The 23,041-nt window shown below is 58.3% G+C and carries 23 protein-coding genes, 2 tRNA genes and 1 other RNA gene; 11 read left to right on the forward strand and 15 right to left on the reverse strand.

All coding sequences use genetic code 11. The annotated features are described in order from the left end of the window. The first annotated feature begins 179 nt into the window (after positions 1-179). Entirely contained in the window at positions 180-395 is a 216-nt protein-coding gene (locus ABD815_RS13095) for a YjiS-like domain-containing protein (protein WP_344847736.1), read from the forward strand. A gap of 208 nt (positions 396-603) precedes the next feature. On the opposite strand, the gene ABD815_RS13100 is transcribed toward ABD815_RS13095, so the two are convergent. Beyond that, positions 604-678, reverse strand: a tRNA-Asn gene (locus ABD815_RS13100). Between the two features lie 80 nt (positions 679-758). Continuing rightward, positions 759-1,655: an MBL fold metallo-hydrolase gene (locus tag ABD815_RS13105; RefSeq protein ID WP_344847737.1), complete on the reverse strand. Its 897-nt coding sequence runs from the start codon at positions 1,653-1,655 to the stop codon at positions 759-761. 41 nt (positions 1,656-1,696) lie between these two features. Between ABD815_RS13105 and ABD815_RS13110 the strand changes: the two genes are divergently transcribed. Further along, positions 1,697-3,019: an ATP-binding protein gene (locus ABD815_RS13110; RefSeq protein WP_344847738.1), complete on the forward strand. Its 1,323-nt coding sequence runs from the start codon at positions 1,697-1,699 to the stop codon at positions 3,017-3,019. A 28-nt stretch (positions 3,020-3,047) separates the two neighbouring features. On the opposite strand, the gene ABD815_RS13115 is transcribed toward ABD815_RS13110, so the two are convergent. Beyond that, positions 3,048-3,124 (reverse strand) — tRNA-Ile (locus ABD815_RS13115). Positions 3,125-3,360: 236 nt separating this feature from the next. On the opposite strand from ABD815_RS13115, the gene purM reads away from it, so the two are divergent. From purM to rnd, 3 genes are all read left to right on the forward strand, one after another. Further along, positions 3,361-4,428 (forward strand): phosphoribosylformylglycinamidine cyclo-ligase, encoded by a 1,068-nt coding sequence (purM, locus tag ABD815_RS13120; protein ID WP_344847740.1) that lies wholly within the window; start codon positions 3,361-3,363, stop codon positions 4,426-4,428. Beyond that, positions 4,425-5,012 (forward strand): phosphoribosylglycinamide formyltransferase, encoded by a 588-nt coding sequence (gene purN / locus ABD815_RS13125; RefSeq protein WP_344847742.1) that lies wholly within the window; start codon positions 4,425-4,427, stop codon positions 5,010-5,012. The genes purM and purN overlap by 4 nt, the downstream gene beginning before the upstream one ends. Before the next feature lie 168 nt (positions 5,013-5,180). Then, positions 5,181-6,338 carry a ribonuclease D gene (gene rnd, locus ABD815_RS13130; RefSeq protein ID WP_344847744.1) on the forward strand — a complete coding sequence of 386 codons (1,158 nt, stop codon included), beginning with the start codon at positions 5,181-5,183 and terminating at the stop codon, positions 6,336-6,338. A 15-nt stretch (positions 6,339-6,353) separates the two neighbouring features. On the opposite strand, the gene ABD815_RS13135 is transcribed toward rnd, so the two are convergent. The 3 genes from ABD815_RS13135 to mazG all read right to left on the reverse strand — a co-directional run bounded on the left by ABD815_RS13135 (position 6,354) and on the right by mazG (position 9,039). Then, positions 6,354-6,833: a GNAT family N-acetyltransferase gene (locus ABD815_RS13135; RefSeq protein ID WP_344847745.1), complete on the reverse strand. Its 480-nt coding sequence runs from the start codon at positions 6,831-6,833 to the stop codon at positions 6,354-6,356. 291 nt (positions 6,834-7,124) lie between these two features. Further along, the gene (locus tag ABD815_RS13140) at positions 7,125-8,132 is read right to left on the reverse strand and encodes a Fe(3+) ABC transporter substrate-binding protein (RefSeq protein ID WP_344847747.1); all 1,008 of its coding nucleotides are present in this window, start codon (positions 8,130-8,132) and stop codon (positions 7,125-7,127) included. Between the two features lie 88 nt (positions 8,133-8,220). After that, a complete protein-coding gene (gene mazG / locus ABD815_RS13145) occupies positions 8,221-9,039 on the reverse strand; it encodes a nucleoside triphosphate pyrophosphohydrolase (protein WP_344847748.1) in 819 nt (272 codons plus the stop codon). A gap of 192 nt (positions 9,040-9,231) precedes the next feature. On the opposite strand from mazG, the gene cysS reads away from it, so the two are divergent. Genes cysS through ABD815_RS13160 form a run of 3 tightly spaced genes read left to right on the forward strand, consistent with a single transcriptional unit; the run spans position 9,232 to position 13,054 of the window. After that, entirely contained in the window at positions 9,232-10,653 is a 1,422-nt protein-coding gene (gene cysS / locus ABD815_RS13150; RefSeq protein ID WP_344847750.1) for a cysteine--tRNA ligase, read from the forward strand. Continuing rightward, on the forward strand, positions 10,650-12,278 hold the full coding sequence (gene cimA / locus ABD815_RS13155) for a citramalate synthase (RefSeq protein WP_344847752.1): 1,629 nt from the start codon (positions 10,650-10,652) through the stop codon (positions 12,276-12,278). Before cysS ends, cimA begins: the two co-directional genes overlap by 4 nt. Next, positions 12,275-13,054: a squalene/phytoene synthase family protein gene (locus tag ABD815_RS13160; RefSeq protein WP_344847754.1), complete on the forward strand. Its 780-nt coding sequence runs from the start codon at positions 12,275-12,277 to the stop codon at positions 13,052-13,054. Before cimA ends, ABD815_RS13160 begins: the two co-directional genes overlap by 4 nt. On the opposite strand, the gene ABD815_RS13165 is transcribed toward ABD815_RS13160, so the two are convergent. The 8 genes from ABD815_RS13165 to ssrA all read right to left on the reverse strand — a co-directional run bounded on the left by ABD815_RS13165 (position 13,024) and on the right by ssrA (position 18,572). Beyond that, on the reverse strand, positions 13,024-13,257 hold the full coding sequence (locus tag ABD815_RS13165) for a ribbon-helix-helix domain-containing protein (protein ID WP_344847756.1): 234 nt from the start codon (positions 13,255-13,257) through the stop codon (positions 13,024-13,026). The genes ABD815_RS13160 and ABD815_RS13165 overlap by 31 nt on opposite strands. Beyond that, a complete protein-coding gene (locus ABD815_RS13170; RefSeq protein WP_344847758.1) occupies positions 13,254-13,433 on the reverse strand; it encodes a DUF4169 family protein in 180 nt (59 codons plus the stop codon). Before ABD815_RS13170 ends, ABD815_RS13165 begins: the two co-directional genes overlap by 4 nt. A gap of 188 nt (positions 13,434-13,621) precedes the next feature. Continuing rightward, positions 13,622-15,016: a class II fumarate hydratase gene (gene fumC, locus ABD815_RS13175; protein WP_344847760.1), complete on the reverse strand. Its 1,395-nt coding sequence runs from the start codon at positions 15,014-15,016 to the stop codon at positions 13,622-13,624. 90 nt (positions 15,017-15,106) lie between these two features. Further along, positions 15,107-15,664, reverse strand: coding sequence for a class I SAM-dependent methyltransferase (locus ABD815_RS13180; protein ID WP_344847761.1), 558 nt, complete (start codon positions 15,662-15,664; stop codon positions 15,107-15,109). 118 nt (positions 15,665-15,782) lie between these two features. Then, the gene (locus ABD815_RS13185) at positions 15,783-16,280 is read right to left on the reverse strand and encodes an SspB family protein (protein ID WP_344847763.1); all 498 of its coding nucleotides are present in this window, start codon (positions 16,278-16,280) and stop codon (positions 15,783-15,785) included. 65 nt (positions 16,281-16,345) lie between these two features. Next, positions 16,346-17,620, reverse strand: a complete 1,275-nt coding sequence (gene chrA / locus ABD815_RS13190) for a chromate efflux transporter (protein WP_344847765.1) — start codon at positions 17,618-17,620, stop codon at positions 16,346-16,348. Between the two features lie 74 nt (positions 17,621-17,694). After that, a complete protein-coding gene (locus ABD815_RS13195; protein WP_344847767.1) occupies positions 17,695-18,120 on the reverse strand; it encodes an ester cyclase in 426 nt (141 codons plus the stop codon). Between the two features lie 99 nt (positions 18,121-18,219). After that, positions 18,220-18,572, reverse strand: a transfer-messenger RNA (tmRNA) gene (ssrA, locus tag ABD815_RS13200). Between the two features lie 276 nt (positions 18,573-18,848). Between ssrA and ABD815_RS13205 the strand changes: the two genes are divergently transcribed. Further along, positions 18,849-19,289 carry a TadE/TadG family type IV pilus assembly protein gene (locus ABD815_RS13205; protein ID WP_344847769.1) on the forward strand — a complete coding sequence of 147 codons (441 nt, stop codon included), beginning with the start codon at positions 18,849-18,851 and terminating at the stop codon, positions 19,287-19,289. Then, on the forward strand, positions 19,286-20,740 hold the full coding sequence (locus ABD815_RS13210; RefSeq protein ID WP_344847771.1) for a pilus assembly protein TadG-related protein: 1,455 nt from the start codon (positions 19,286-19,288) through the stop codon (positions 20,738-20,740). Before ABD815_RS13205 ends, ABD815_RS13210 begins: the two co-directional genes overlap by 4 nt. Before the next feature lie 72 nt (positions 20,741-20,812). Here ABD815_RS13210 and ABD815_RS13215 read toward each other — a convergent pair whose 3' ends face one another. Beyond that, positions 20,813-21,853: an ABC transporter substrate-binding protein gene (locus ABD815_RS13215; RefSeq protein ID WP_344847773.1), complete on the reverse strand. Its 1,041-nt coding sequence runs from the start codon at positions 21,851-21,853 to the stop codon at positions 20,813-20,815. A 187-nt stretch (positions 21,854-22,040) separates the two neighbouring features. Between ABD815_RS13215 and ABD815_RS13220 the strand changes: the two genes are divergently transcribed. After that, a complete protein-coding gene (locus ABD815_RS13220) occupies positions 22,041-23,030 on the forward strand; it encodes an oxidoreductase (protein WP_344847774.1) in 990 nt (329 codons plus the stop codon). The last annotated feature ends 11 nt before the right edge of the window (positions 23,031-23,041 follow it).

Here is a 23,041-nt window from a genome sequence, read left to right on the forward strand (position 1 = left end):
GGAAATGTTACCCATGCGTTAACAGGGCAACTTATGCGTCTAGTGCATAGCGGGAAGACCAAACTGTGACTGGTGCCAAAGCGCTTGGAGGCGCATATTCCTCTCGAACGCAAAGGGCCGCGGTTAAATGGCCCATCAAACGGGGCCGACCGAGACGCCCCATCCGAAAGGAGCCTGATATGGCCTATGTTTCTGAATTCCTCGCCCCGCGCGCAAACTTTTCGCAGCGTATCTCTGCTGTCCGTGACGTCTGGATGCGTCGCCGTGCCCAACGCGCCGAAGAGAACCGCGTTTATGCGGAACTCTCCTCGATGACAGACCGTGACTTGGCTGACCTGAACCTCTCGCGGGTCCAGATTGGCGATGTCGCTCGCGAAGCGGGCCGCATGGTCTGATCCCTCAGACCCTGACGAATTTTACTAACTGACAAAACCCGCGGGGGCCTCCGCGGGTTTTTTCGTGTCTTGCGAAGGTTCACGCGGTCTGCGTGCTGGCAATGTCGCACCTGCGCGGCGCCACGGTCGTCTCCGGTTTCGGCAAAACATGTTTCCAGCTTGAAACGAAAAAGGACTTAGCGGGCGAGCGCTAAGTCCTAGAATTTTTTGGCTCCGGCGGTAGGGATCGAACCTACGACCAATTGATTAACAGTCAACTGCTCTACCGCTGAGCTACGCCGGAACATGTCGGGCTGTATACTCATCCCCCCAAGGCCCCGCAAGAGCCTATTGTGACAAAAGTTTCACTTTTTTACCGACCCCTCACAGCAGCGTAAAAGTGGCGCTTTCGCCGAGGGTGGGTGAGGCGGACACTCTGTTTTGTTCAACCAGATCAATGAGATGGGCAAAGGTGTTGCGCGAAGCGGCGGGCAGGTGGCTTTGCGGGATGTCTGTATAAACACGCATCGTGATTTCATTCAGCGTGCGCATGCCGTCTCGCAAGGCTTCTATGATGGAGGCTTCTCGGGCGCCGCGATGGGCGAGCAAATCATCGATCCGTTGGGCCGGATCCTCGATCTCGTCACCATGCGCGGGGAGCATTCGGGCGGGTGCCAAGGTTTTCAACCGCATGCAGCTATTTCGAAACGCAGCCGCATCGCCATCGGGGGGCGAAATGAGGGAACTTGACCATCCCATAATATGATCGCCGCAGAACAGGACGTCGCGCCACGCGAAACAAAGATGGCCGGCCATATGCCCGGGCGTGTGCCATGCTGTGACGGTGCCGCACGGGGTATCAAGTATCTCGCCATCCCCCAAACGCTGATCAGGGCGAAAGGCATGATCAACACCTTCACCGCCGCCCAACGCCCCGGACGCGGCCAAATCATTCATGATATCCGAACGCCCGTCCGTGGCTGAACCGAAGGCCAACACTGGTGCGCCTGTCGCCTCCGCGAGCATTGAGGCACCAGCGGAGTGATCAAGATGGGCGTGGGTCACCAGAATCGCATCGACCTTCGCGCCCGAAAGGGCCTCAATGAGCGCGTCGTGGTGGGACGCAAGGTCGGGACCCGGGTCGATGACAATCCGGGATGCCCTGTCGCCAAGAACGAAACTGTTCGTGCCCCAGAATGTCATCGGGGAAGGGTTGTCGGCCAAGACGCGCCATAGCCCGCGATCCATCTGCGTAATCTGTTCGGGGCGCTTTAGTGCCATTTTTGCTTTCCCTCCGCTCGCGTGCAGGGCTACCAATAGCCATGTTCTTTGGATGGCTCAAAAAATATGTGCCGCGCGGGCTTTATGGGCGGGCCGCGTTGATCCTGCTGGTGCCGGTGGTGGTGATCCAGTTGGTGGTTATCGTCGCGTTCTCGCAGCGCTATTTCAACGACATCACGCATCAATTGATGCGCGGCGTAAAGGCCGAAACAGCGCTCTTCGTCACAGCGGCGAATCGCGGCGACGATGCGGGTTTGGCGCAATTGGATCAGACCTTGGGCTATCGCAGTGAATTCGGTGCGCAGGCGCAGCCGGTCACAACCGCGCGCCCCTTCTATGACGTCAGCTCGCGGGTGATCGAAGACGACCTGAGGTCTGCCTTTCCCACACTCGATGGTGTGAACGTGATGGACCCGCGTCGTTTGCGGTTTTCGCTGAACTTGGAGAGTGGGCGCCTCGTTCTGGATCTGCCGCGTGAACGCGCATCGGCGTCGAACCCGCACCAGATGCTCGTCCTGACGCTCGGCACCGGCGTGCTGATGACGTTGATCGCCTTTGTCTACCTGCGCAATCAACTCCGCCCGATCCGCCGCCTCGCCAAAGCCGCAGAGGCCTTCGGGCGCGGGGAGAGCAAACCCTATAAACCGCGTGGCGCCGTCGAAGTCCGCTCTGCGGGGGCGGCGTTTTTGAACATGCGCGCGCGGATCGAACGCCATCTCGAACAACGCACCCTCATGCTGTCGGGTGTTTCCCATGATTTGCGCACGCCCCTGACGCGGCTGCGGCTGGGCCTGTCCATGCTCGCCGATGATCCGGAAAAAGCCGACGAGGTGGCGGATATGATGGGCGATATTGACGAGATGGAGCGTCTGATCGACGGTTTTCTCGATTTTTCCCGTGCCGCGACCGTGGAAGAGCCAAGCGAAATCGATGTGGTGGAATTGGTGCGCACCTGCGTGGGGAGCGCCGAGCGGGCAGGCGGTTCTGTGACTTTTGGCCCGATGCCGCAGCACGCGCTCGACATGATGGCGCGGCCCGAAGCTTTGGCGCGCGCTGTGGACAACCTGCTCTCGAATACGCGCCGGTATGCACACCACGCGCGCGTTTCGGTGAAGGAACTTGATCGCTCCGTGGTCATCTCTGTCGAGGACGATGGTCCGGGTATCGTGTCGGATATGCGTGATCGTGCCCAGATGCCGTTCGTGCGCCTCGACGCGGCGCGCAACCAAAACAAGGGATCGGGGGTCGGGCTCGGTCTGGCGATCGCGACCGACGTCGCGCGCCGCCATGGTGGTACGCTGCGACTGGGTGAAAGTGCCCGACTGGGCGGCCTTCAGGCCGACATCGTTTTGCCGCGCGGATAGTGGCGCGATCACAAAAGGCAGGGAGGGGTGGTAGGCCCGGCAGGACTTGAACCCGCAACCAAAGCGTTATGAGCGCTCTGCTCTAACCAGTTGAGCTACAGGCCCGCCTGACGCACTGCGTAAATCGAGGGTCTCAGAGGGTCAAGCCCCTTCGACGGCTCGCTTTGGGCCTGCACGCAGTGTTACAGAAATCGCGCGCCACTTTACGCCCCGTTTCGATTTTCGCCCCGTTCTGGTTTTGGACGCACAGCGCGGGGTTTTCTTTGCGTCACAAACCGCGTATTCGGTCGCATAAATTGGATAGTGGCGCGCGCCGCCACCGAAAGCGGAGTACGCGGGACATGGGCAATGATTCCATCGGCCACACATATGGTAAAAACGGTCTGACTTATGCGGATTCCGGCGTCGATATCGATGCGGGCAATGCCTTGGTCGAACGGATCAAACCGGCCGCCCAGAAAACCGCCCGCTCCGGCGTGATGTCGAGCCTAGGCGGGTTTGGCGCGCTCTTCGATCTTAAAGCCGCCGGTTATAGTGATCCGATCCTCGTGGCGGCGACCGATGGCGTGGGCACCAAACTGCGGATCGCGATTGATACTGACCATGTTGGCACGGTGGGCATCGATCTCGTGGCGATGTGCGTGAATGACCTCGTCTGCCAGGGTGCAGAGCCTCTGTTTTTCCTCGACTATTTTGCGACCGGAAAGCTCGACGTAGACTCCGCGGCCGCCGTTGTAGAAGGCATCGCGGAAGGCTGCGCGCAGGCCGGATGTGCCCTGATTGGTGGTGAAACGGCCGAAATGCCGGGGATGTATGAAGCGGGTGATTTTGATCTGGCCGGTTTCGCGGTTGGCGCGATGGAGCGGGGCGCACATTTGCCCGCGGGCGTGAAGGCCGGTGACGTCCTGTTGGGCCTCGCCTCGAACGGTGTTCATTCCAATGGCTACTCTTTGGTGCGCAAAACGGTTGAGGTCACTGGTTTCCGCTGGAACGATATCGCGCCGTTCTCCGATGACACGCTTGGCAACGAATTGCTGAAACCAACGCGGCTCTATGTCAAACCCGTGCTCGCGGCGATCCGTGCGGGCGGGGTGAATGCACTCGCCCATATCACCGGCGGGGGGATTACCGAAAACCTGCCGCGCGTTCTGCCCGATGGATTGGGGGCGGACATCGATTTGACCACCTGGACGTTGCCGCCCGTCTTCGCATGGCTCACCGAAGCCGCAGGTTTGCAGCAATCCGAATTGCTCAAAACCTTTAACGCTGGCATCGGGATGATCGTCGTTGTGGATGCCGAGCGCGCTGATGACCTCATCTCCGTGCTGAGCGCCGAGGGAGAGACGGTCTATAACATCGGTCGCGTCACGACAGGCGGGTCAGTCACCTACGAGGGCACGCTGGCTTGAAGCGCGTCGCGATCCTGATTTCCGGCGGTGGCTCCAATATGATGTCATTGGCCGAGAGCATGACCGGCGATCACCCCGCGCGCCCGTGCCTCGTCCTGTCCAACGTGCCGAGCGCCGGAGGGCTGCAAAAAGCCGCCGATATGGGGATCCCGACCGCTGTCGTTGATCACAAACCCTTCAAAGGGGACCGTGCCGCCTTTGACGCCGCTCTGATAGCCGCGATTGACGATGCCCGCCCCGACATCATCTGCCTCGCTGGGTTCATGCGCATTTTGACGCCTGAGTTTATCGACCATTACGCGGGTCGGATGCTCAATATCCACCCTTCGCTTTTGCCCAAATACAAAGGCCTGCACACCCACCAACGTGCGATCGATGCCGCAGACACCGAGGCGGGGTGTTCGGTGCATGAAGTGACGGCCGAACTTGATGGCGGTCCGATCCTCGCCCAGGCGCGTGTGCCGATCCTGCCCTCGGACACCGCCGACACACTGGCCGCGCGAGTGCTCCCCAAGGAGCATTTGATTTACCCCGAAACCCTTCGCCGTTTCATGGAAGGCGACCGGAGTTTTCGCGTTTACTGATGGGGGGTGAGGTGCGTATTGCATCCCAACCGCACCGCCCGGAACGAGCGCAAAATTGGGCCCGTGGTTAAAGGCTTCCCTGCACAGGCAAAACGTCTTAAACATTTTACACGAGGCTACTGGATCCAACCTGCGGGATGACCCCGCACCAATGCACAAAAGAGATAAATGATCACACTTACCACGACCGAGGGCCTCAGAGCCTTCTGCGACCGCGCCAAGTCACATGATTATGTCACGGTCGACACCGAATTCCTCAGAGAACGCACGTATTATTCAAAGCTTTGTCTGGTTCAGCTCGCGCTGCCGAGCGATGCCAAAGAAGATGCCGTTCTTGTCGATCCGCTCGCAAACGGGATCGATCTCGCGCCGCTCTACGATCTTTTCCGCGACAAAAGCGTTGTAAAAGTCTTTCACGCCGCGCGTCAGGATCTCGAGATTTTTTACATTCAGGGTAAGGTGATCCCCGAACCTTTGTTCGACACACAGGTCGCGGCAATGGTCTGCGGCTTTGGTGAACAGGTCGGATATGAGACCCTCGTGCGCAAGATTGCGCGCGAAAGCCTCGATAAGACGTCGCGTTTCACCGATTGGTCGCGCCGTCCCCTGACCACGGCGCAGGAGACCTATGCTCTGGCAGATGTGACCCATTTGCGCGTGATTTATGAATTCCTGCGCGATGAGATCAAGCGGGAAGAGCGTGAAAAATGGGTTGCCGAGGAGATGGAAGTCCTCCTGACCCCCGATACCTATGTGGTTCACCCGGACGAGGCGTGGTTGCGCGTCAAAACGCGGACGAACTCGGGTAAATTCCTTGCGGCGGTCAAAGAGTTGGCAGCGTTTCGTGAGACATATGCGCAGTCACGCGACATCCCTCGTAACCGCGTCTACAAAGACGATGCGCTGTTGGAATTGGCCTCGACCAAGCCCAAGACACCACAGGATCTGTCGCGTTCACGGCTCCTGCTGCGCGAAGCACGGCGCGGCGATATCGCCGACGGTATTCTGGCCGCCATTGAAAAGGCCGCGAACTACGATCCTGCGGATATGCCGCGCCCTGACACCAACAATGACAAATTGCAGGTCAATCCGGCCCTCGCGGACATGCTGCGCGTACTGCTCAAGGCGAAGTCGGATACCTTCAATGTGGCCGCGAAAATGATCGCTTCTGCATCTGATCTCGACCGGATTGCGGCGGGAGACCGTGATTTGCCGATGTTCAAAGGCTGGCGTGCCGAAGTCTTCGGTGACGACGCGTTGCGCCTGTGTCGTGGCGAAGTCGGCCTCGCGGTGAAGGGTCAGAAGGTTGGCGTTATCGCCCTCTGACCCCTCCAATTGCGCTCATGCCAATTGCATCACGAACCGTTTGCCGGTTTGCGGGACCTCTGAAAAGCCGCAGGCGAGGTAGGCGGCCTGCGCGTGGGTATTGCTCTCACGGGTGCCCACGGTCAGGCGCGCGCATCCGTGGTCCACAGCCGTCTGGCGCGCGTGCGCGATTAGCGCGCGTCCGATGCCTTGACCCCGGTGGTTTTCATCGATGAACAGATGATCCAGTGTCATGACACGTTCCCCGAAATGCAAACGCATCCCGCCGGTCAGACCCGCGTAACCGACAACCATGCCATCACGTTCCGCCACGATCAGGCGCAACCACGGTAAATCGGATTTCAACAGGTCAACGAGAACGGGCAGCGTGATCGTTGCCGCGTCGCCGTGATGGCGCGCGAGGGTTCGGATCATGTCCAGCAGGACGGCTTTATCCCTCCATTCCGCGGGGCGGATAGTGAGGGCTGGTGGGGCGGTCAGTTTTGCGTGTTTCATCTCGTTTATCTCCGGGTTTTCCACCGCAAGGAGACAACATGAAATCAAAAAAGCCGCCCTGCGGCGGCCTTTCGTTTTCCATCACTACTTGGCCGCGCCTATGAAGGATCGGTCCAATAAAAGAAGTTGATGGCGATTGCTTGTTTCATGCCGCCATTGGTGACCGCCGCGAAAGATTCTGTCAACGTGAATTTTTGCGCCGTCTCTGAATGCATCACAAACGGATATGAAAAGGCCCACCCTGCGAGACACAGGATGGGCCAATATTCGGCGGTGTCGGAGTGGGTCCGATTAGCCGTCGTAGTCGACTTCTTCTGTCAGGCGCAGCGCCTCTGCACGGTGGCCCGCGATATCCATCAGGTTCACAGCGTCTGCTTCAAATGTGCCCCAGCTCGCGACGAGGTCGGACGGAGCCGTTCCCGGTGCGATCGGGTATTCGTTGTTGGCTTCTGCGTAGATTTCCTGTGCGTTGGGCGATGTCAGGAATTCGATGAACTGGATAGCTTCTTCTTTGTTTTTAGACGCTTTCGTCAAGGCAACGCCGGAGATGTTCACGTGCGTTCCGCCACCTTCAAAAACGGGGAACTCGAGGCGAACGCTATTGGCCCATTCGCTCTGCTCTTCGTCGGCGAGCATGGCGCCCATGTAGTAGGTGTTACCGATTGAAAGATCGCATTCACCGGCCCAGATGGCCTTGACCTGTGCGCGGTCATTGCCCTGTGGTTTGCGCGCAAGGTTGGATTTGAGGCCGCTCAGCCATTCTTTCGTAGCTTCTGCACCGTGGTGCTCGAGATAGGCGGATGTCAGGCCGATCATGTAGTCGTGGGTGCCCGAGCGGGTGCAGATGCGACCGGCCCATTTGGGATCCGCGAGGTCTTCGTAATTCTGGATTTCGCCCTCTGCGACGCGCTCTTTGGAGGCGTAGACAACACGTGCACGGGTGGTTAGGCCCCACCAATCCCCTTCGGGATCGCGAAAGTCTGCGGGCACTTGTGCGCTCAGGACGTCGCTATGGACAGGCTGGGTGACACCGGCTGCCTTCGCTTCTGCGAGGCGTGCAATATCAACGGTCAAAATGACGTCGGCAGGGGAACGATCACCCTCGGCCACGAGGCGCTCGGTGATGCCGCTCTCGAGGTAGGCAACATTCACGGCGATGCCGGTCTCGGCGGTGAACGCCTCTGTCAGAGGTGCGAGGAGCTCAGGCTGTCGGTACGAGTAAACGTTCACGTCCGCGGTGGCTGCTGTGGTGGCGAGGGCGAGTGTGGTTGTCACAAAGAGGGATCGGGTAAGTGTCATTTTCAGCTCCGTTGTTTGAGCTGCTTTTAATCTGACTGTTTTGGTAGGGTCAATAGCTGACCGAAAAAATCAGGTTATTGTCGTGCCGTCACTTTGCAACCTTGTCGGCGGCCCGCACCTCATTCCAAAGCGCGTCCATTTCCGCGAGATCGCTTTGGTCCGGTGTTTTGCCTCGTGCTTTCAGTGCGTCTTCTACCGAATTGAAACGGCGTGTAAATTTCGCATTGCAGGCGCGCAGAGCCTCCTCGGCGTCGACACCCAAATGGCGCCCCAGATTGACCACCACAAACAACAGATCACCGAATTCTTCGAAGACTTCCGCCTGGCTTAACGTGTCACGGGCTTCCTCCAATTCGGCGGCTTCTTCGCGGATTTTGTCGAGGACATGAGAGGCATCGGGCCAATCAAACCCGACTCGTGCGGCCCGCTTTTGCAGTTTTTGCGCCCGCATCAGCGCGGGCAACCCCATAGCCACGCCGTCAAGCACACGGGTTTCTCCGCGCCTTTCGCGTTCGGCCGCCTTCACTTTTTCCCAGTCCCGAGTCTGTTGATCGGCGGATTTCTCGTTTGATTCATCTGCGAACACATGGGGATGGCGGTCGATCATCTTCTCGGAGATCGCCTTTGCCACATCTTGGAAATTAAACAGCCCTTTGTCGGCGGCGATTTGCGCCTGAAACACCGACTGGAACAACAGATCGCCCAGTTCCGATTTCAGGTCGGCCATGTCGCCGCGCGCAATCGCATCGTCGACCTCATAGGCCTCTTCGATGGTGTAGGGAGAAATCGTCGAAAAATCCTGTTCGATGTCCCACGGGCAGCCACCGACCGGATCGCGCAGTCGCCGCATGATTTCGAGAAGCTGTTCGATGCCTTCGGGCACCTCGTGGATCGGATCTGTGGTCATGGGGGCAGGGTAGGGTCCACAAAACTCTTTGCAAGAGGAAACAGGCCCGCTACACAGGGCGCCATGAGTAACCGTGGCACCCTGATTATTTGCTGCATTATCCGCTAACGACAGTTGCGCGGGCCGGTTACCTTTTATCCACAAGATGAAGCTGCTAAAGCCCGCGGGGAATGCCCGAGGAGAGGCTTTGAGATGACGCAAATCCGGCTGACGAATACAAAGACGCGCCACAAGGACGGCTTTGTCCCCATCGATCCGACAAACGTGCGGATGTATGTCTGTGGGCCAACAGTTTATGACCGTGCGCACCTGGGCAACGCACGCCCTGTGGTCGTGTTCGATGTGCTCAACCGGCTGCTGCGTCATGTATATGGCGACGACCACGTGACCTACGTGCGCAACTTCACCGACGTGGATGACCGCATCAACGAGACCGCCCAGAAACGCAAAGCGGCGGGTGCTAAGGGTACCTTGGAGGAGTTGATCCACGAACGCTCGAACGAGACCATCGCATGGTATCACGATGACATGGACGCGCTCGGCGCCCTGCGCCCCGATTACGAACCGCGCGCGACCCAATATATTGCCCAGATGATCACGATGATCGCGGACCTGATCGCGAAAGGCCACGCCTACGAGGCCGAGGGGCACGTCCTCTTCGCGGTTGAAAGCTACGCAGAATACGGCGCTCTCTCGGGACGGACCGTGGACGACATGATCGCCGGCGCGCGTGTCGAAGTCGCCCCGTACAAACGTAATCCGATGGATTTTGTGCTCTGGAAACCGTCTCCAGACGAGCTGCCCGGCTGGGATAGCCCGTGGGGGCGTGGGCGTCCGGGATGGCATATCGAATGCTCGGCGATGTCTTTTGAATTGCTCGGCGAGAGTTTTGACATCCACGGCGGCGGCAATGATTTGATGTTCCCGCACCATGAAAACGAGATCGCGCAAAGCTGCTGCGCCCATGAAGGCGCGGGTTTTGCCAATGTCTGGCTGCACAATGAGATGTTGCAGGTCGAAGGCAAGAAGATGTCCAAATCTCTGGGCAATTTCTTTACGGTGCGCGACCTGCTTGATCAGGGCGTGCCCGGAGAAGTGATCAGGTTTGTGTTTCTGAGCACGCATTATCGCAAGCCGATGGATTGGACGGCCGAGAAGGCCGAACAGGCGAAAGCGACGCTGGTATCTTGGCGCAGATTGCTCGGTTCGGCGCAGGCCGGTGAACCCGATGCGACGGTGGTATCCAAACTATGCGATGATCTGAATACGGCCGGTGCCATTTCCGAACTGCACCGTATGGCCAAGGATCTGACGGCCAATCCGGCTGAGACAGACGAAGAGGCCATGGGCACCATGCTCGCCTCCGCGCAGCTCTTGGGTCTGTTGACGCCCGAACTCTCTGGTTGGGACAAAACAGGTGTCGATCTTTCAACATTTGCCGACCACCTGTCGGATTTGCGGGCCGCGGCCATGGAGACCAAGGACTTCTCGGCAGTTGATGCGATGAAAACTGCGCTTCTCGAAGCAGGGGTTGAGGTGCGCATGTCCAAGGCGGGGGTCGAACTAGAGGCCGGGGCGAATTTTGACCCCGCCAAACTGGAGGGCCTCAAATGAGCCGCGAACGCCTCTACCTCTTTGACACAACGCTACGTGACGGCCAGCAAACGCAGGGCGTGCAATTCTCCGCGCCCGAAAAACATCGCATTGCGGCGGCGCTGGATGATCTCGGGGTCGATTATATCGAAGGCGGATGGCCCGGGGCGAACCCGACGGACAGTGAGTTCTTCGACGCACCGCCCAAAACCCGCGCCACGTTTACCGCCTTTGGAATGACCAAACGGTCGGGTCGTTCGGCAGAAAACGATGATGTCCTCGCGACCGTTCTGAACGCAGGGACAAAATCCGTCTGCCTCGTGGGCAAGACGCACGACTTCCATGTCACGACCGCATTGGGTGTGACGCTCGAAGAAAACGTCACCAACATCGCGCAGAGTTTTGCCCATATCGTGGCGCAGGGCCGCGAGGCACTGTTCGATGCGGAGCACTTCTTTGACGGGTATAAATCCAATCCGGACTACGCGCTCGAATGCCTCCACGCGGCTTACACAGCAGGGGCGCGATGGATTGTGCTTTGTGACACGAATGGCGGAACGCTGCCCGGTGAGGTCTATCAGATCACGTTGAAAGTGATCGAGAGCGGCATTCCGGGTTCCCATCTGGGCATCCACACCCACGACGATACGGGCAACGCGGTGGCAAATTCGCTTGCCGCCGTGAATGCGGGTGCGCGTCAGGTGCAGGGGACATTGAACGGTTTGGGCGAACGCTGTGGCAACGCAAACCTGACCACCTTGATCCCGACGTTCCTTCTCAAAGAACCCTACGCAAGCAAATTTGACACCGGCGTGACGCAAGACGCGTTGAAGGGGATGGTCAAAGTGAGCCGGATGCTCGACGACATCCTCAACCGCGTGCCGCAGCGTGCAGCGCCCTATGTCGGGGCTTCCGCTTTTGCGCATAAGGCCGGCCTGCACGCCTCGGCAATTCTCAAAGATCCCACGACCTACGAACATATTGTCCCCGAAATTGTCGGCAACGCGCGCATCGTGCCGATGTCGAACCAGGCGGGCACCTCGAACCTGCGCTCGCGTCTTTCGGATATGGGGATGGATGTTGAGGATACATCCGCACTTTCGCGCGTTCTCGACCGGATTAAACTGCGCGAGGCCGAAGGCTATTCCTATGACAGTGCGCAGGCCTCCTTTGAATTGGAAGCGCGCCGTGAAGTCGGTCAGATGCCGTCATTTTTTGATGTCGAACGCTACCGCGCAACTGTGGAGCGCCGCCGCGATAGCCGTGGCCGGATGAGCCACCTGTCCGAGGCAACCGTGGTGGTCAACATCGGTGGCGAGCGGCACTTGTCGGTCTCCGAGGGCATGTTGGAGGATGGTGCTGACGGGGGGCCGGTGAACGCGCTTTCCAAAGCACTGGCCAAGGATCTCGGACCCTATCAGGGGCTGATCGAGGACATGGAACTGGTGGACTACAAAGTCCGCATCACCCAAGGCGGCACAGAGGCGCGCACACGGGTCATTATCGATCACGAAGACGGGCAGGGTCGGCGTTGGTCAACGGTCGGCGTATCGTCCAACATCATCGACGCGAGTTTTGAGGCGCTTCTGGATGCGATCCTGTGGAAGCTTGTCCGTGATGGCGCGCACGCGCTGGGGGCGCAATGAGCGTTCAGGCCTGTGCAGAGCTGGTGGAGGCGGGTGATCCGCTGCGATTTCGCACCACCATGGTCGCGCCACTCGCCGCGCGCGAGGTTTTGTTCCCGATCCATGCCTTTTGCCTAGAGGTCGCAAAGGCACCCTGGATCACGCAGGAGGCGATGATTGCCGAAATGCGGCTGCAATTCTGGCGTGACGTGTTGCAGGAAAAGGCGGACGGTAAACCGCCACGCGCACATGAAGTGGCCGCGCCCTTGCATGCGGTGTTGGACGGTCCGGCGGCAGAAGCGCTCGATGGGGCGGTTACGGCGCGCCAATGGGACATTTACCGCGATCCGCATGAGGATCAGGCCGCGCTGCACAGCTATCTTCATGCCAGTTATGCGATTCCGCTCCATGTGGCCGCCCGTATCCTCGGGGCGCCCGCGGAGTCGGCAAAGTCACTGAACAGGGTGCTTTTGGGTGGCGCCCTCGCGCGGTATCTGATGGCACTGCCGGCGCTGGAGGCGGCAGGTCGCATTCCTCTGGTGGATGGCCGTCCCGATTCCATTCGAACCTTCGCCGCCGATGTGTACGCGCAGGCGCGGTTGGGGGCACAGGACCTCAAGTTGGACAAGATCGCCCGCGCGCCTCTCATGGATGCGATGATGCATTTGCCTATCCTGCGACAGGCTGCACGCAATCCCGATGCGGTTCTCGATGGGCGTTTGCGTCAGGGTCCGGTTTGGCAGGCGCTGCGATTGGCGCGTGTCTCTCAGGCGCGGTCCTGGTCTCGCGTGCGGTAAAAGTCGAGCACGTAGAGGCGAATGGCGGAGGCCAATCCACTCTCGACACCACGGGATGCGTCAATTTCGGCGGCCAGTTCGTTGATGGCCTTTCCCTGTGCTTGAGCAATTTCGCGAAACGCCCGCCAAAAGGGATCTTCGAGAGACACGGACGTTCGATGCCCTTTGAGGGTCAGCGATCGTTTGATAGGGCGCGCGCTCATGGCTCGTCTTTCTTGTGCGCGTCGAGCAGAGCTTTGACTTTTTCCTTCTTGGCGGCTTCCAGTTCTTTTTGGGCTTTCGTGCGTCCAAAGGCTGAAGCGTTCGCATCTGCCTGCGCGCGTTTCTGGTTGCGCGTTTTGGCCTTCCGGAACTGGTTTAGGTTGGTCACGTTGCTCATGGGGCGATTGTACTCTCTATTCAAGAGCCCGAAAAGCGCTCTCGCGCGCGCGCCAGGTGGTTGGAGAGGTGGATGGTTGGGCGAGAATGCCATTCACCGCTTAGAAAGACAAATGTCGACGGGTTCCAGACATACAAAAGGCGACCCAAGGGCCGCCTTCCGTATCGCTTTCGACGTGCCTAGCTGGCTCAGTCTTTGGGACCGATCATCATTTCCGGACGCACAACCTCGTCAAAGGTTTTCTCATCCACAAAGCCCAAAGCAATGGCCTCCTGCTTCAAAGTGGTGCCGTTTTTATGCGCCGTCTTTGCCACTTTAGTCGCGTTGTCATAGCCGATCGTCGGGGCCAGAGCGGTCACGAGCATGAGGGATTCATGCAAAAGCTTTTCGATACGTGGCTCGTTGGCCTCGATCCCCGCGACCATGTTGTCGGTGAACGCAGAGGCGCTGTCGCCCAGCAACTGCATGGATTGCAGCACATTGTACGACATCATCGGGTTGTAGACGTTCAACTCGAAATGGCCCTGAGAGCCGGCGAAACCGACGGCGGCGTCATTGCCCATCACATGCGCGCAGACCATGGTGAGCGCTTCGGCCTGTGTCGGATTCACCTTACCCGGCATGATCGAAGAACCCGGTTCATTTTCCGGCAGGATCAACTCGCCCAGACCACAACGCGGACCGGATCCGAGCAGACGAATGTCGTTGGCAATCTTGAACAGCGATCCGGCGACCGTTTTGAGGGCGCCCGAGAACATGACCATCGCGTCATGGGCGGCGAGCGCTTCGAATTTATTCGGCGCGGTGACAAAGGGCAGGTCGGTGATTTCGGCCATATTGGCGGCGACCATTTCGGCCCAGCCTTTTTGGGTGTTCAGTCCTGTGCCGACAGCCGTGCCGCCCTGCGCGAGTTCGTAGATGTCGCCCAGACAGGCCTCGACACGTTCGATCCCTTTGCGCACCTGATGTGCGTAGCCCCCAAATTCCTGACCGAGTGTCAGCGGGGTCGCGTCCTGCGTATGGGTGCGCCCGATCTTGATGATGTCTTTGAAGGCCTCTGCCTTCGCTTCCAACGCGGCGGCAAGTTTTTCCAAACCCGGCAACAAAACGTCGCGGGCCTGCATGGCAATGCCGACATGCATCGCGGTGGGGAAGGTGTCATTGGACGATTGCCCCATGTTGCAGTGGTCATTCGGATGGACCGGTTTTTTCGATCCCATTTCACCGCCGAGCATTTCGATCGCGCGATTGGAGATCACTTCGTTGGCATTCATGTTGGACTGTGTGCCCGAACCTGTCTGCCACACGACGAGAGGGAAGTTGTCGTCGAATTTTCCGTCAATGACTTCGCCGGCGGCAGCAATAATGGCGTCTGCCACTGTCGCGTCCATTGTGCCGAGCGTTTTGTTGGCCTGTGCGCAGGCCTTTTTGATCACGCCGAGCGCGCGGATGATCGGCACGGGTTGGCGTTCCCAGCCGATGGGGAAATTCAGGATCGAGCGCTGCGTTTGTGCGCCCCAATATTTGTCTGCGGGTACTTCCAGCGGGCCAAAGCTGTCGGTCTCTGTGCGGGTCTGCGTCATCGGGGCTCTCTCGCTTGCTTGGGACTCGCGAATGGCTATACGCGGTCACACCGCGTGACGCAATGTATACGACGGTATGCGAGATGGAATCTATGTCGCATGTCGCCGGTATTCGTAGACCCATGCCGGGGGAAGATTGGCCCAGATCCTGCCGCGCTTGGTGGCTGTGATGCCGAGGTCTGCGCGCATCTTCGCATTGAGGGGAGAGGTGCTCGCGTAGGATATCTGTGTGAAAAACCCGTCGTGGGCGATGACCTCAAAGGCCCGCCCAACGACCCTTCGCTGCAAATCCGGTCTCGCGAGCAGCGGGACCCCGGAAATAACGGCCCCAACATCGCGCAGGCCAATATCGACGATCTCTTCGGCGGAACGGTTGAGGATCCGCACACCGGGAAATCGATGGCGCAATTCGTCACAAAACCGCGGATTGAGTTCGAGGAGGGTGAGCCGTTCGGGATCTACGCCTCTGTCGAGTAGGGCGCGTGTGAAGGAACCGGTGCCGGGACCGATTTCGACGATCGGCCCCGTGGTGCTTTCCACCCCTTTTGTCATCAACCGCGCACAGGCGCGCGAAGAGGGGGCAATTGCGCGCACCTCTCCGGGGTTGCGGATCATTTCACCTAAGAATGTAGCAAATTCGCGCGCCATTTTCCTGTCTTTCCGGAGTGTTCCCGAAAGAATAGCCAGTGAACCGAGACAGGAAGCAAGAGGGGCGTCGACGAGTTTACCAAAAATTCACAGACGGATCGCAGCGGCCGAGCGTTGATTATTTGCGAAACTTGTCGAGCGAGACGATTTCCGCCTCATGCGCCGAATTCTCTTTTGGAGAGCTGCTATCGCCTTCGGTCGGGGCTTCGTATTCGGCGAGGTCATGGGAAATCTCGTCCTCATCCAGTTCCTCGACATCGCTTTCCTGTGTCTCGAACCGCAGGCCGAATTCGACAGAGGGGTCCACAAAGGTGCGGATCGCGTCATAGGGGATGAACAACGGCTCAGGGCTATCCCCGAAATTGAGTGTGATCGCAAATCCCTCAGGCCCGACTTCGAGATTGTCGAACCAGTGTTGAACAACAATGGTCATTTCTTCAGGGTAACGATCGGACAACCAATCCGCGATTTCGACATCGGGATGCATCGTGTCGAAGGTGATGAAAAAGTGGTGATCACCGGGCAAACCATCGGCCTTTACTCCGGCCAGAACTTTACGGATCAGCCGGCGCATGGCGTCATGCATCAGATTTCCGTAGTCGATGGATTTGGCCATCAGAGAACCTTTCAAGGAAGCGATGCAAATCAGCATAAGGGATTCTTGGGGATTGGAAAGGGGGGCTAGAAAATGGATCCCACCACAAGTCCTGCGATTGCCATAGTGGCGATTGTAACGATTAATCCCTGACGCAAAATGAACAGGAGAGCGGCCGCGATTACGGCCAACGCGACCGCGTTCCAATCCACACTCGAAAAGGTCGGGAAAAGGAAGTGAAGAGGGCCGAAGTTTGCGGTGTCGACGGTTGCAAAGAAGACGTGCACTGCAAACCATAGGGAAAGGGATGCAATGACGCCGACAACACTGGCTGTGATCGCTTTCAGGGCCGCCGACAGGCGCGGCTGGGTGGCGATCCAGTCGATGTAGGGGGCGCCTGCGAAAATCCACAAAAAGCAGGGCACGAAGGTCACCCATAGCGTGATCGCAGCGCCCGCAACGCCGCCCCAAAGTCCAAGTGGCGTCGCCGCCATGTAGCCGACGAATTCAGTGACTAGGATGAGGGGGCCGGGGGTCGTCTCGGCAAGTCCCAACCCATCGAGCATCGCGTCGGCGGAAAGCCACGCTTTGTCGCGAACCACTTGTTGGCTCATATATGCCAACACCGCGTAGGCTCCGCCGAATGTGACGACCGCCAGTTTGGAGAAAAATACGCCGATCTCCAAAAGTCTCGACTGACCTGTCCCCGCAAGGAAGAGTAACGGCGCCCCCCACAACCCACCCCAAATGGCGATGGTGCGCGGAAGGTGACCCGCGCTTGGCACCGAGACCTCGGGACCCCGAACGCCACGCCATGTGAGCCATCCGAAAACCGCCGCGCAAATCACTATTGCGGGGAAGGGGATGCCTATAAAGAAGATCGCGATGAAGGATAGGATGGCGAGGAACCAGCGGTCGCGTGTCCCCAATGCTTTGCGCCCCAACCGAACCAGCGCCTGCAATACCACGAGCACAACCGTGGCTTTCACGCCGAGGAAAAGGGCGGATGTGGCGGGCAGGTGGCCGTAGGCGGCGTAGACTGCCGCCAGTGCCAACATGACCAACGCGCCGGGAAGCACGAAAAAAAGCCCCGAGATGATGCCGCCAAACGTCCCGCGTAGACGCCATCCGCTGAAGGTCGCGAGCTGCATTGCTTCCGGACCGGGGAGCATCATGCAAAAGGAAAGGGCGGATAGAAAGTCTTCCTCCTCCATCCACGCGCGATCTTCAACGAACTCGCGATGCATCACCGCAATCTGAGCGGCGGGCCCACCGAAGGACAATAGGCCCACCCGTAGGCAGCTGCGCAAGAAGTCCGGTAGCGCCGGCTGCGCACGGTTGTCACTGGGCGGCGGGGTCATCGGGCGCATCTCCGCGGAAATCACGCTCCTTGTCCACCAGTGGCCAGAGTCGGTCAACCCTGTCGCCGGTGAGGTTAGGACAAAACCTCACCCGCAAGGCAAAGGGCCATCGTATCGCGGGGAAGGTTGCCCAATTGCTCAAAAAAACCGACGTAGTCGAAATGGTTTTGCGCATGCACGACTTTGCCATTCTTGTGGCGGATCATCACCTGACCGGTAATTGAAATGGGACGCAGGTTCTCACGGTTCAGGGCATTCAGGCGCACCAGAGCCCATGCGCAATCATCTACTTCCATCGAGTCCACGATTTCGCATTGCACTTTCGTGACAAGGCGTAAGACCGCGGGAACAATGGCCTGAAAGTCTTCTATCTGGACGGCGAGGTCGGGCAGCAAACCACCGGCCAGCGCCTCTGTATCGAAGTATCGTTGCACGGCTTCGAGATCGCCCTCTACCCATACATGTTGATACCATTTTTCGAGCAATTCGACGCCCGTCATGTCGTGTTCCCTTCGACTTTCACGTGGAAACGCCACTAAACGGCAAAACAATCAAGAATGTCTTACCGGCACGAAGATTGAGCGAAGAGAGTGGGGAAAAGTGCAGGCTTCTGTTGCCAGGTGCCTGCGAACCCCGCCTTAAGTCGCTAAACCTAAGGACTTATGTTTCGATATTTCGCACAGCTTACGCTGCGAGAGCCATCGGAGCTTTGTTGTCATTTGCAACTAGCTTTAGTGTACCGATAACGGTGGTAACTCACCGAAACAAAGCTACATCTTTAGACGTCCGTCGATCCTATTTCGTCCCCATGGTCCCCAAATGAGGGATGTTTGGTGGAGACGCCGGGTACCGCCCCCGGGTCCGATCCGCTTATTACATGCGCGTTTATGCCCATAGTCGGGTTGCCCCGACGCTTTAGAAGATATGTCGGACCGAGTGGAGTTTCAAGCGCGACCCACAGGCAATTCATCACAAAACAACAGTGAACAATTTCTCCCCAAAACGCGGGATTGTTGCCGGGAACGCTGAAAACAATGGAAATTTGCCCCAATCGCGCCACAACCACAGCCACATTTGGCCACGTTAAGGGTTCATAAATCTCCAAAGGCCTGTGGAGTCTCGCCAAGCGCATCCCAGAATTCGGGACCAAAAATGCGGAGCGGTACTTCAACGGTCGGGGTAGGTGCACATTCGGTCTGGGTGACGGTTGTGTCGATGGAGTACGACGATGTTTAATCGTTTGGGCAAATTAAAGCGGACAGTGCGCACCTTTTTCAAAGGCGACGACGGGTCAGCAACTATTGAGCACGTGCTTTGGATCCCGGTCCTCGGCGGGCTCGTGATGTTGTCGACCGATGCTACACTGCTTCTGCACGAACAGACCTACCTGTATGAATTGTCCCGCGACGCCGCACGAATGGTCTCCGTCGGACAAAAAACGGTAGAAGAAGCCAAAATCGCAACCGAAACCCGCCTGGGTAGCGGTGCGGGTTACGAAGTGAATGTGGTGATCAACGAAGAATACGTGGTCGCCTCAATCGATGTGCCTTTCGAAGATATTATTCTGTTTAACGGTCCCTTCGTGGGGAACGCGAAACTCAATGGTGGTGTAACTATGTGGATCGAGGGCGTTGGCTCCGATGAAACTGATCCGGAGGAAACGACATGATCGACCTCGTCTTGAAGAAAGTTCAACAGTACCGCAAACAAGAGGACGGTATCGGGACGGTTTCGTCTCTGTTCTTTTTGGTACTTATCGCAATCATCGGCGGGATCGCACTCGATGGCGCCAACGCCTGGCGGGCCCGTTTCCAGTTGCAGGTTGCAGCCGATGCGGCGGCTCTCGCGGCGGCGGCGCATATCGATAACCCGACCGCGGCGCGCGAAATCGCCATGGAAGTGGTGCGGCGCAACCTTGGCGGGGATACCAACGCGCTGACATCCGAAGACATCACCTTTGGTGTCTGGGACGCGGCAAGCGGTGACTTTGCGCTCGCAGAGGATGAATCGGCCGAAGACGCTTATGACGCAGTTGTCGTTCAAACGCAGCGTAGTAATGAGCGCTCCAACTCGGTGGGCACCTATCTCATGCGCCTCATCGGGATCGATTCGTTCGAAGTCGCGGCCTATTCCATCGCACGGTCCGACATTCAGACCGGAACCGAGACAATTGAGATCAGCGGTGGCGGCACCTCAGCGCATTGTAGCGCTGCGACATTCATCTCCACGCATTCGGTAAGCGCCGGTGGTGGCAACGATTTCCATGATGGTGTGTGTATCTACGGTGCAGGCAGTGTCGCATTCGGTGGCAACGACTACTTTGACGATACCGTTCGCCTGATGGCCAATGACATCGCCACGATCCGTGACTCCCATGTCGCAAGCGGTTCGGCCACGGTTCCCGAAATCGCGTCCGAAGGCTATCTGGAAGCGGCCATTGTGCCCAACCTCGACTGGATGTTCAGCGAACGCTGGAATGCATTCTACGGGAAACACGGTCAAAACTATGGTGGCGACCTCGTCCCCGACTTCATCAAGGATCCGGCAACAGGAACGGCCAAAATCGTACAGTACGACGGCTGGTGGTCCATTCAACCGAGCCAGGTTCAGCCCTACACCATCTATGTGGTGAATGGCGGCGCCCAGTTCAGTGGCGGAATCGACGCCCAGAACGTGATGTTCATGGTTAACGGCTACTTCGGTGTTGGCGGCGGCGGGTCACTCCACTTCAAGGACGTGTACTTCTTCGGCACGGACGTGAACCTCGCAGGCAGCGTGCAGTGGGGCGATCCCTCCATCACCTGTGACGATCACCGCTACTCCGTCTACCTGTTCGCGAAGAACTACGTGAGCCTGGGTGGTTGGGCCGCACCGGTCCCGATGGACGGCGTCGTTGTGGCGGCCCCCTCCATTCGTCCGGGTGGCTCCATGACCGCGACACACGTCTATTTCGAGAGCACACAGAACTTTAACATCGGTGGTGACTTCTCTGTGTGGGGCTGTGCGAATGGCTACGAGGGACCGATGAACAGTCATTGGGAACTCACCAGCGCCGGTGGACCCAGCACCTCTACCGAAACAGTCGAATATGTGGTGCGCAAGGCGACCCTGAAGCAGTAGTTTCGACCTGTCTCAAACAAAAAAACGCCGCTCGAAAGAGCGGCGTTTTTCATGTTTTAACCGTCTGTTCTATCAGAATCCGGCTTTGATCTTTTCAAATTCCTCGGACTGCTTTTCGCGAAGTTCCACAGACATCGGCAACTGCGCGAGAACAGGCGCATCGATCGGTTCCAGACCGGCGTCGATCAAAGCCTGCTCACCCAGCGTGGCCAGGCCTTCGGTATTTGAAATGCCGTAGCCTGCGTCCATGAGCGTTGCGGCATTGGATGCGTTCAGGAAGCTGTTGATGTAATCGTAGGCTTTGTCTTCGGAGCCCGGTCCATCTTTCAGGTTCACATAACCACACAGCCAAAGCGACGATCCCTCGGTCGCTTCGCGTTCGAAACCGATCGGATATCCTTCGTCGACCATTGTCGGGTAGGTTTCGTTCCATGCCCAAGCGACAAGGATTTCACCCGTCGCCAAGAGCTGTGCCAACTCCGCGGTATCGGTCCAATAGGTGCGCAGGTTCGGGTGCACCGCGCGCAGCCAATCGGACGCCGCCATGAATTCCTCGTCTGTTGCATTTTGCCAGTTCGTAACACCGGTCGCCAGATAGGCCAGCGCATAGGCGTCATCGACGTTATCGGGCAGGGTGATACGTCCCGCATAAGCAGGATCGGTATAGACCTGAAGCGTTTTTACAGCTTCCACAGGCACTTCTTCGGTGTTGTAAGCGGTTGCAGTCGATCCGAAATCGGTCGGAATGAAATAGGCATTGTCAGCTGCCACATCTTCGCCGAGCAGATTGCCGTCGAGTTTATCAAAGTCGGGGATTTTCGACGTATCCCACGCCTCCAGAATGCCGCTTTCCACCCATTTGGTCACAGAACCCGCGCATACGTGGCTCACGTCGGCTTTGAAACCGGACAGAAGTTTTTGCAGCGCTTCATCTTCCTCGCCGAAAAAGGCGAAAGAGGGATCGGCACCGTTTTTGGCATTGTAGTTAGTGTGAAATGCCGGGTCTTCGAAACCGGAATAGTCAAAGACCAGCAGATCGCTGTCCTGTGCTCCGGCAGCAGCGGCCAGTCCCGTCAGTGCTGTTGCGCCGAGTAGGCTTTTGAGGGTGATCATTCCGCATAACTCCCTGTGCGTGTTAATCTGGGAAAAGACGCTATCACGGGTTTTGGAACGTGCAAGCTCTCTCAACCCAGATGTTGGCTATTTGGCAATCACTTGGCGCGAAATTGCGCAGGCGTTCGGTTTGACATTTACGTCGCGCAGCCCAAGTGTCGCGGTGACACCTATGAAAGGGATCGAGATGCGCGCACTAGTAATGGAGCAGGGCACAGACGGCCTCGCAAAACCTGAAATCAAAGACATCGACGAGGGACATTTGCCAGAGGGAGATGTCACCGTACGGGTCGAATTCTCGACATTGAACTATAAAGACGGATTGTGCCTGTCCCCTAAGGGGGGCGGTCTCGTTAAAACCTATCCGCATGTTCCGGGCATCGATTTTTCCGGCGTCGTGGAGGCGTCCGATGACCCCCGTTATGCACCCGGTGACCGCGTCGTTCTGACCGGCTGGCGTGTCGGGGAAATCCATTGGGGCGGTTACGCGCAAAAGGCGCGTGTAAAGGCCGATTGGCTCGTCAAACTCCCGGACGCCATCAGCACTCGACAAGCGATGGCTGTCGGGACCGCCGGGTTTACCGCTATGCTCGCCCTGCAGGCGCTGGAGGATGCGGGCCTGACCCCTGATAAGGGACCGGTACTGGTAACCGGCGCGACGGGGGGCGTGGGGTCTGTTGCTGTCGCGCTGCTGGCCAATCTCGGCTACGAGGTCGCAGCTGTTACAGGGCGCGTTGAGCAGGAGCCTTATCTGCGCGCTTTGGGGGCCTCCATCATCGTTCCACGCGAAGACATCAACCAACCCGTTGCGCGTCCGCTGGAAAAGGCAACGTGGGCTGGATGTATCGATGCCGTTGGTGGGGACATGTTGGGGCGTTTGCTCGGTCAGATGGACGTCAATAGTTCAGTGGCGTTGGTCGGCCTCGCCGGCGGCGCAGCCTTTTCGTCCACTGTGGTGCCGTTCCTGTTGCGTGGCGTGAAACTCTTCGGGATCGACAGCGTGACGATGCCCTATGAGGCCCGCGTGCGCGCATGGAACCGTCTGGCGACCGATCTGCCCATGGGCAAACTCGAAGACATGGTTCAGACCGCGACCCTCAATGACCTGCCCGAACTCGGGGCCGCGATTTTGAAGGGCCAGGTAAAAGGCAGGGTCGTCGTCGACGTCAACGCGTGAGGCTCTGACAC

The organism is Celeribacter arenosi (genome assembly GCF_039539485.1).
GTDB lineage: Bacteria > Pseudomonadota > Alphaproteobacteria > Rhodobacterales > Rhodobacteraceae > Celeribacter > Celeribacter arenosi.

Excerpts from the sequence above, each read along its gene's own strand:
- ABD815_RS13110 (WP_344847738.1), top strand. The coding sequence starts at position 1,697 with ATGTTCTTTGGATGGCTCAAAAAATATGTGCCGCGCGGGCTTTATGGG.
- purM (WP_344847740.1), top strand. The coding sequence starts at position 3,361 with ATGGGCAATGATTCCATCGGCCACACATATGGTAAAAACGGTCTGACT.
- ABD815_RS13160 (WP_344847754.1), top strand. The coding sequence starts at position 12,275 with ATGAGCGTTCAGGCCTGTGCAGAGCTGGTGGAGGCGGGTGATCCGCTG.
- ABD815_RS13140 (WP_344847747.1), bottom strand. The coding sequence starts at position 8,132 with ATGACACTTACCCGATCCCTCTTTGTGACAACCACACTCGCCCTCGCC.
- ABD815_RS13215 (WP_344847773.1), bottom strand. The coding sequence starts at position 21,853 with ATGATCACCCTCAAAAGCCTACTCGGCGCAACAGCACTGACGGGACTG.
- ABD815_RS13180 (WP_344847761.1), bottom strand. The coding sequence starts at position 15,664 with ATGGCGCGCGAATTTGCTACATTCTTAGGTGAAATGATCCGCAACCCC.
- ABD815_RS13185 (WP_344847763.1), bottom strand. The coding sequence starts at position 16,280 with ATGGCCAAATCCATCGACTACGGAAATCTGATGCATGACGCCATGCGC.
- ABD815_RS13095 (WP_344847736.1), top strand. The coding sequence starts at position 180 with ATGGCCTATGTTTCTGAATTCCTCGCCCCGCGCGCAAACTTTTCGCAG.
- cysS (WP_344847750.1), top strand. The coding sequence starts at position 9,232 with ATGACGCAAATCCGGCTGACGAATACAAAGACGCGCCACAAGGACGGC.
- ABD815_RS13165 (WP_344847756.1), bottom strand. The coding sequence starts at position 13,257 with ATGAGCGCGCGCCCTATCAAACGATCGCTGACCCTCAAAGGGCATCGA.
- rnd (WP_344847744.1), top strand. The coding sequence starts at position 5,181 with ATGATCACACTTACCACGACCGAGGGCCTCAGAGCCTTCTGCGACCGC.
- cimA (WP_344847752.1), top strand. The coding sequence starts at position 10,650 with ATGAGCCGCGAACGCCTCTACCTCTTTGACACAACGCTACGTGACGGC.
- ABD815_RS13135 (WP_344847745.1), bottom strand. The coding sequence starts at position 6,833 with ATGAAACACGCAAAACTGACCGCCCCACCAGCCCTCACTATCCGCCCC.
- ABD815_RS13205 (WP_344847769.1), top strand. The coding sequence starts at position 18,849 with ATGTTTAATCGTTTGGGCAAATTAAAGCGGACAGTGCGCACCTTTTTC.
- ABD815_RS13105 (WP_344847737.1), bottom strand. The coding sequence starts at position 1,655 with ATGGCACTAAAGCGCCCCGAACAGATTACGCAGATGGATCGCGGGCTA.
- mazG (WP_344847748.1), bottom strand. The coding sequence starts at position 9,039 with ATGACCACAGATCCGATCCACGAGGTGCCCGAAGGCATCGAACAGCTT.
- ABD815_RS13220 (WP_344847774.1), top strand. The coding sequence starts at position 22,041 with ATGCGCGCACTAGTAATGGAGCAGGGCACAGACGGCCTCGCAAAACCT.
- chrA (WP_344847765.1), bottom strand. The coding sequence starts at position 17,620 with ATGACCCCGCCGCCCAGTGACAACCGTGCGCAGCCGGCGCTACCGGAC.
- fumC (WP_344847760.1), bottom strand. The coding sequence starts at position 15,016 with ATGACGCAGACCCGCACAGAGACCGACAGCTTTGGCCCGCTGGAAGTA.
- ABD815_RS13195 (WP_344847767.1), bottom strand. The coding sequence starts at position 18,120 with ATGACGGGCGTCGAATTGCTCGAAAAATGGTATCAACATGTATGGGTA.
- ABD815_RS13210 (WP_344847771.1), top strand. The coding sequence starts at position 19,286 with ATGATCGACCTCGTCTTGAAGAAAGTTCAACAGTACCGCAAACAAGAG.
- ABD815_RS13170 (WP_344847758.1), bottom strand. The coding sequence starts at position 13,433 with ATGAGCAACGTGACCAACCTAAACCAGTTCCGGAAGGCCAAAACGCGC.